The following is a 7295-nucleotide window of genomic DNA, read 5'->3' on the forward strand; positions in this document are numbered from 1 at the left end:
ACCCGTTGAAACGAACGAACGCCGATACTCCCCGGTACCGGCGGCACCGCCTAACTCGGCGAGACGTCAGGCCCACTGGCGGCTCTTTGAATTAAGCGGGCAACCACTTCAGTGCGGTTCTGTGCCTGCAACTTACGCATAATGTGTTGTAAATGCATCTTCACCGTATGCCCCGACAAATTGAGTTTTCCCGCAATGACCTTATTTGAGCAGCCGCATTGCAGCTCTGCGAGAACATCCGCTTCCCGGGGAGTGAAATCAGCAATCGCTAGGTACTGCGTCCTATCATCCAAGCTCTTTTCGGCTTCACTTCTGGCCGGACTATGCTCGCTTGAGCCGTTTGCAGCAGCTCCCAATAGCTGCGGGAAAAATGTTCCTCCTGCCAGAACGAGACGAAGACCGGCAAGAGCAATGTCAACGGGAAGTGAAGTCGAGAAAAAGCCGCGGATGCCCATCTTGAGTGCCTGACGGGCTATGATGGCGTCATCCGTACCTGAGAGCAACGTGACAGGAGCCTCAGGAAAACGTGCAGCAATCGCCGCGAGATCATCACGCAGGCTGGTGCTCTCAACACTTCTGCCGGCCAGACCCAATACAATCAAACGCACCTCGGCTCCAAGAGCACTATCGAGACTCTCGGTCGAGATCAAATCTATAACGTTCCATCCGGCGAGTTCACGCTCAAGAAGCTTCACCACGGTGGTGCGCGCCAATGTAGAATGCTCGATGATGATCACAGTTGGTGCATTGCGCCCCATACGGCGCCTAGTTCCAGTAATGTCGGACACTTGCGTGCTCCCCACGAATATTTGCAACGCAACAGCTATTCATATTATTCCTGTTTCCACTACATGTCATGATAAAAAGTGAGTGTATATCAGATATCAATAGTCTGATCTCTCATGATAATTCTTATAGTTTATAAGATATCAATGATAGATAACTGGGCTTGCGGAGAACATTGAAGAGCTTTTTCATGAATTCCTGCCGGTTCAACTTGTCGCCGTAGACTTTCCAGCCTTCGTCGAATTCACGTATGGCAAGCGGGTCAACAAAACTTACAAAGGCACTGAAAAGGCAACCGATCTGCTACAGACCCACGTCGGAAAGCGCCATTGGATATAACGAGCTGCCGATCGGCTCGGCTTTGTTTCCAGATCTCAATTCAAAGCAGTCGCAGATCCGACTGCAAAACGACAAACGCGAAAATCAACAAAAGCCTGAGATCGCCGACTACCCGTTATGATTAGTGAAACTGTGCTCTAATGATGCATTAATACCAGTTAGCATTGTTCTCCCGCAGGCGGCCTACGCCGGCACCGACCGATAGCGGCCGGAGGTCACGGCCCTGGCGGCCGAAATCGACGACAATGCGGATGAGGTCATGTTGGAATGTTCGGGATCTCAGTGAGCCCGCCGTTCAGCGCCATGTCGGCCCAAGGAGCTGAATGCCGGGCGGAGGAAACAATTCAACATATGGCTTGAAAGATCGCACGAAGAACGGTTTCGTGCAGTTGAGCCACCGCAATACAAGCGGGGAGTCTATCCGCGAGAACAGGATGCCCTCCGAAAACCGCTCACACTTTTCGGCATCATGCTCTAGCTATGCATGAAGCTCAGAATGTCGTCTACGAGAGCCGAATGGGCGTCCGTGAGGTTACCGTCTCCGCCGTGGCCCGCGATGCCGGCCAACTGAAGCGCTTGCTGATCATAGAGAACATGATCGGTCTGTTGGGCGTCGGCGGTCCCGCCGGCGGGAACGGCAATGTTGATGGGATGGAAATAGCCGAAATTGACGTCTACCATGCTGCCGGTTGACGATCCAACCCCGCCACCGCCACCGTCGAGCGCATGGTTACCGGTGAAAATCGTATCTGACGACAGGTTGAAGCCACCGCCATTGCCGCCGATGCCTGCGATCTGCACAGTGCCCTGATCGAAAATGACATTGTTTGTCTGATGGGCCTCCGCCGATCCGCCTGCGGCGCCGATGGCGATGTTGATCGGCGAGAAGATGGCGATACTCACGTCGACCATGCTGCCGACGAAATATCCATCGCCGCCGTGGCCTGCATAAAAATCGCCGGTCAATGTCAACGCAGTTCCTGGGCTCATCGACGGACCATGGCCCGCGACGTTATGGTCTCCGCCCGAGCCGCCCATGCCGCCGATCTGGGTTGCGCCCTGCAGAAACAATGCGTTGTTCGTTTGATCGGCATGAGCCTCCGCGCCGGGGCCAGCAGCCACGGCAGTATTGACGGGGGCAAACAGCGCGACTTCGGTGCTGACCAGTCCACCGTAGAAAAGCCCATTGCCCCCGCTGCCGGCATGATTGGCACCATCGCCGCTACCGATGGCAACATTGCCGCTTCCGCCATTCCCGCCTATCCCGGCCATTTCGGTGGGATGCTGATTGATGAGCGCATCATTGCCCTGGAAAGCGTCGGCACCCGAATGAGGTCCCGCAATAGCGGCATTGGACGGCATGAAGACGGCCAACGCATTGCTGTTGATCACGCCTTCGCTTATCCCGTCGCCACCGCTGCCGGCTGAATTATGACTTGGACCGGAAGCGACATCCAATGGCAGCCAGGTCGGCATCAATGCCAGATGCCCCGCGGCCGCATTGGAGGCGAGGTATTGATCGGTGCCCGTCCTGGGCTGATCTTCCAATAAGGGACGAGTTTCAGCCATTACCGTCTCCATTCGCGGTCGACCGCACGTCCACCGAGCATGCGGCGTTATGCAGCCTGAATTGTTCAGACATTGTGCATCTGAACGCAGGAAAAGCAGAGCCTGCAATTCGTCTACATCCTGTCGGCCAGTGCTGTAGCCATTTGGCTGTCATGGCCGCAGCGGCCGTCATGCGACTTTGCGAGCGCTAATTCGCCTTGGTTTAGAGGCGCTGGCATCGCTTCGACGAGTGATCATGACCATGCCACCCTGCACCAAATTACCAAGCACCGATCCAAATAACGCTCCGCCACTCCAAGTATACGCCCGAATGAGTGTCACCGAATATCTGGATAGGCCAAAGATTAAATCGCAGGCAGTATTTGCCGGCGGTTGTATTGGCTGCGGTGACATGCTGGAACGCACGCTGCAGGGGGACGCCGTAAAAGTAACACTGACGAAACGAAGTAGAAGGAGTGACATCAATGCCTATTCCACAGATATCCGACACGATTCATCTCAACAATCCGGATGCCGGTGACGCGAATGCCGGCAACGGCGGTGATGGCCACAACGATGGGAACATCAACTACAACCCGGTTGCATATGTAGACCCCGTGCAAACGGTCTACGGGGCAACGACCGATCTGCACAACGGCGATCACGTTTGGCAGAAGGCAGGTTGGGACGCCGGCAGTGGCGGAGACGGCGGCTTTGCTCAGGCCAAGAACGGCTTCCTGGCGGCGGTCACGAACAGCGGCGACGGCGGCGCGGGGGGAGATTCAAACTCCAACGGCAGCCAAGGAAACTCGAGCGGCGGCGACACGGCCACCGTGAACGCGGCTACGACCGCGACACAATATACACAGCTTGTGGCCGATCAGCACGCGACCATTCTTGCAGGCGTCGGCGGCAACGGCGGCAACGGAAACAACGCTCTGGGCGGCGATATCTCGTCAGCTCTGGTTCACACGGATCCCGAAACGACGACGGTGAACAATTCTCTCGATCACTTCATAAACGCCTTCGGTCATATCGACGTCGACCATCTCGGCTCCTGAACTCAGACTCTGAGGGTCGCCGGTTTCGGCTGGCGACCCTCCTGAATTGCTGAACAGCACGCAGTCTTTTCTCGTCAGTATCAAATGCAGCGAGATCTGGTAATGACAACGATTTCCATAAAGCCACCGCGCCCGCCGACGCAGCTTGTTGTTGCGCTCCGGGCTTGTGCCGGAGCCTTCGGGTTGGTCTTTCTCTATAGCTGCGGCTACAACCTCTTTCTTCTGGCGCCTTCCATCTATCTCCTGCAGATCTATGACAGGGTCCTGTCGAGCCGAAGCGCTGACACGCTCCTGATGCTGACGATGATCATCGCCATCGCCGTGGTGGTCGGGTCCGCGCTGGATATCGTACGCAGGGCAGCTCTTTCGCGCATCGGCAGTTGGCTGGACCACAGGCTACGGCCCATGGTGCTGACAGCATCGTTCGAATATGCCGCTCGCGCCGACACGGGAGCCGCCACGGAATGCTACAGGGACCTGGCCGCATTACGCCAGTTCCTCGATTCACCGGCCAGCTCGCTTTTTTTTGATGTCCCCTGGGCGCCGGTATTCCTGCTCCTGCTCTTTCTCGTTCATCCGCTGCTTGGGACCATCGGTCTGCTGAGCGCGCTCGCACTGCTGCTGTTTGCGTTCATGACGGAACTGGCGACGCGAGAGCCGCTTGCCCACGCCAATCTTGCCCTTTCGAGAAGCTATATCCGATTTGCGACCGCCCTCAAAAACATCGAGGTGATCCGGGCAATGGGAATGCAGGATGGCGCAGCGCTGATCGTCTACCGCGATGCGGAAATGGCAAGAAGGGCGCAGGACATCGCAATGCATCGGACGGAGATCATTCTCGGTTTCTCCAAATCGACCCGCACACTCGCGCAGATCCTGATGATGGGATCCGCGACCTGGCTGGTTCTTGCGAACAATGGCAGTGCCGGGATCATTTTCGTTGCGAGCCTGCTGCTCGGGCGCGGGCTTGCACCAATCGAGGGCGCAATAGGTGCATGGCGCTCCTTTACGTTTGCGCGTAATGCCTTCAATCGCTTGAACAGAATGCTGATATCAGTTGCATCGGAACACGATGCCCGAATGGTGCCGCGACCGGAACCCAGTGGCCTCGTTCTCGATAACGTCAGCTATTTCAAGCCATTCGCCGATCGGCCGATATTGACGGATATCACATTGCGCCTCGCGCCAGGCGATTGCATAGCGCTCATCGGTCCGTCGGGATCGGGAAAATCGACACTCGGTCGCGTCATAGCAGGCGTTGTGCCAGCAACGAGCGGATATGCTCTTCTCGGCGGGGTCGATATCTCGGCTCTGCGCCTTTGCGGTGGGACCTGCCACGTCGGATATCTGCCGCAGGACATCGAACTCTTCGGCGGAGCAATCAAGGATGTGATCGGCCGGCTGGACGGAGGGGATCCCGGCAAAGCGATCGACGCCGCAAAGCTGGTTGGATTGCACGAAGCGATCATGCGGCTGCCGCAGGGCTACGAGACCGATATCGGCGAAGGTGGAAACCTGCTCCTTCGGGCTCAGCGCCAACAGCTGGGACTGGCACGTGCGGCCTATGGAAATCCCTCTCTCATCGTTCTCGACGATCCGAATTCGAGCCTGGACTATGACGGCGAACGTATGCTGTTCACGGCAATCGAGCGCATGAAATCCAGGGGGATGACCGTCGTTATCATAACGCACCGGATGGGGATCCTGCCGGTCACCAACAAGATTGCGATCATGCGTAACGGAACGGTGGCGGCCTTCGGCGACAGCGAGCGGATTTATGAAACCTATCTTCAGCCACCGTCTCGAACAGGAACGTAGGGAGAAACGCTGCCATGGCCCTTGTTCAACTGGACGCAACGCCGGCGAGATTTCCAAATTCGTCAAGGACGGATGGGCAGCTGGCTCAACAATCGAAAGCGACAGCCAAGCGACAGACGGCCTATTTGCCGGTGATCGAGTCGAAACAGCGCGGACCCGCGCCCCCCTCGCCCATGCCGGGGCTCAGAGGCGTTGTCTGGACGGGGAACCTGTTGATCCTGGTTTTCATCGTCGGATTAGGAATCTGGTCGGTCTTGGCGCCGCTGAAAAGCGCTGCGATCGCATCCGGCGTGATCGAACCGGAGTCCAGCCGCAAGACCATTCAGCATCTGGAAGGCGGGATTGTCCGACGGATACTGGTCAAAAACGGCGATGCGGTCATGGGCGGGCAAATCGTGATAGAGCTCGACGATACGAAGTCTCGCTCGGAGCGCGACAGCATTCAAGGGCAACTTTGGGACGCGGAAGGAAGTCGCGCCCGCCTGCTTGCGGAGCAGACGGGCGGCGACCATGTCGCCTATCCTGAGGATCTCAGGGCAGCAATGGACAAATATCCTTCGGTCAGCGCGATTCTGATCGGGCAACAGAAAATCTTCGAGGCCCGTCGCCGGGTCATGCAGGCGGAAATTCAGATCGCCAATGAAAAGATCGCGCAGGTGCGGCAGGAAATCGTCGGACTTGGCGCGCAGAAGGCAGCACTGGCCGACAGAGCCACAATCTCGAGCCAAGAACTGGATCAGGTTACGATCCTCAGCGCCAAAGGACTGGAAAGAAGGAGCAGACTTCTCAACCTACAGCGGGAAAAAGCAGACCTCGATGGTCAGCAGGGTCAAGTGGAGGCACAGATCTCTCGCGCCTACCAGGTGATCAGCGGCTCACAGGCCGATCTCGCAAAGCTCGAGAGCGACCGGTTAAGCGAAGTCGCCCAAGGTATGCGCGATACGGAAAGCCGGATCATGCAACTGCGCGAGCGCTTGCGGGCGATCGACGACCAACTGTCGAGGACCGACATCCGTGCTCCCGAGGATGGAACCATCATGAACCTGCGCATCCACACATCGGGAGGGGTGATCGGCGCGGGTGAACCGCTCGTCGATCTTTTGCCACGCACCGATCGCCTTGTCGTGTCGGCCCACGTCAGACCGGAAGACATTCATCTTGTCCGTGCCGGGCTCGAGGCACAGGTCCACCTCCTTCCATACAATCAGCGGCGGGTTCCGCTCCTGAAAGGTCGGGTCGAGTACGTTTCAGCGGACCGCCTCACCGATCCGCAGAGCGGCCAGCCCTACTTTGCCGCGACGATCCGTGTCACGGACGAGCGGCTGGCGAAAATGCGTGATGTCGAACTGGTCGCCGGCATGCCCACACAGACACTGATCGAAACGGGCCAAAGCAGCGTGGCGCTCTATGCCGTCAGACCACTCCTCGACAGTTTCAACAGAGCATTTCGCGAGGACTGAGACGGTGATGGGCAAACGAAAATTCGACGACGACCAGATTACGGGTATTCTGAAGGAGCACCAAGCCGGAGTGACAGTGGCAGATGTTTGCCACAAGCACGGTATCAGCGAGCCGACCTTCTATCGGTGGCAATCCTTGCAGTTCGGGAATGTCGGTCTCCATGCCAAAAGGTTGAGAGCACTGGAGGAAGAGAACCAGAAACTGAAGAAGCTTTTGGCCGAATCCATGCTCTCGGCGGCAACACTGAGCGAGATGCTGGCGAAGACATTGAAAGGGCGACAC

Annotated in this window: 6 protein-coding genes; 4 read left to right on the top strand and 2 right to left on the bottom strand. The window is 57.3% G+C overall.

The genetic code is table 11. The features are described 5' to 3' along the window. Nucleotides 1-50: 50 nt before the first annotated feature. Together OLZ32_RS28910 and OLZ32_RS28915 are read right to left on the bottom strand one after the other, a co-directional pair. Nucleotides 51-815: a LuxR C-terminal-related transcriptional regulator gene (locus tag OLZ32_RS28910; RefSeq protein ID WP_264424174.1), complete on the bottom strand. Its 765-nt coding sequence runs from the start codon at nucleotides 813-815 to the stop codon at nucleotides 51-53. 784 nt (nucleotides 816-1599) lie between these two features. Further along, nucleotides 1600-2694, bottom strand: coding sequence for a hypothetical protein (locus tag OLZ32_RS28915; RefSeq protein WP_264424177.1), 1095 nt, complete (start codon nucleotides 2692-2694; stop codon nucleotides 1600-1602). Nucleotides 2695-3158: 464 nt separating this feature from the next. On the opposite strand from OLZ32_RS28915, the gene OLZ32_RS28920 reads away from it, so the two are divergent. The 4 genes from OLZ32_RS28920 to OLZ32_RS28935 form a co-directional block, all read left to right on the top strand. Beyond that, a complete protein-coding gene (locus tag OLZ32_RS28920) occupies nucleotides 3159-3734 on the top strand; it encodes a hypothetical protein (RefSeq protein WP_003545387.1) in 576 nt (191 codons plus the stop codon). 102 nt (nucleotides 3735-3836) lie between these two features. Then, on the top strand, nucleotides 3837-5552 hold the full coding sequence (locus OLZ32_RS28925; RefSeq protein WP_264424179.1) for a type I secretion system permease/ATPase: 1716 nt from the start codon (nucleotides 3837-3839) through the stop codon (nucleotides 5550-5552). A 14-nt stretch (nucleotides 5553-5566) separates the two neighbouring features. Next, complete coding sequence (locus OLZ32_RS28930) at nucleotides 5567-7012, top strand: HlyD family type I secretion periplasmic adaptor subunit (protein WP_264424181.1); 1446 nt, start codon at nucleotides 5567-5569, stop codon at nucleotides 7010-7012. Nucleotides 7013-7019: 7 nt separating this feature from the next. Further along, nucleotides 7020-7295: transposase (locus OLZ32_RS28935; protein WP_003545380.1), on the top strand; the 276-nt coding region annotated here is incomplete at its 3' end.

The organism is Rhizobium acaciae (assembly GCF_025941625.1).
In the GTDB taxonomy this organism is placed as follows: domain Bacteria; phylum Pseudomonadota; class Alphaproteobacteria; order Rhizobiales; family Rhizobiaceae; genus Rhizobium; species Rhizobium acaciae.

Bases quoted from the DNA above. Each gene is read 5' to 3' on its own strand.
- OLZ32_RS28915 (WP_264424177.1), bottom strand. From the start codon at position 2,694: ATGGCTGAAACTCGTCCCTTATTGGAAGATCAGCCCAGGACGGGCACC.
- OLZ32_RS28920 (WP_003545387.1), top strand. From the start codon at position 3,159: ATGCCTATTCCACAGATATCCGACACGATTCATCTCAACAATCCGGAT.
- OLZ32_RS28930 (WP_264424181.1), top strand. From the start codon at position 5,567: ATGGCCCTTGTTCAACTGGACGCAACGCCGGCGAGATTTCCAAATTCG.
- OLZ32_RS28925 (WP_264424179.1), top strand. From the start codon at position 3,837: ATGACAACGATTTCCATAAAGCCACCGCGCCCGCCGACGCAGCTTGTT.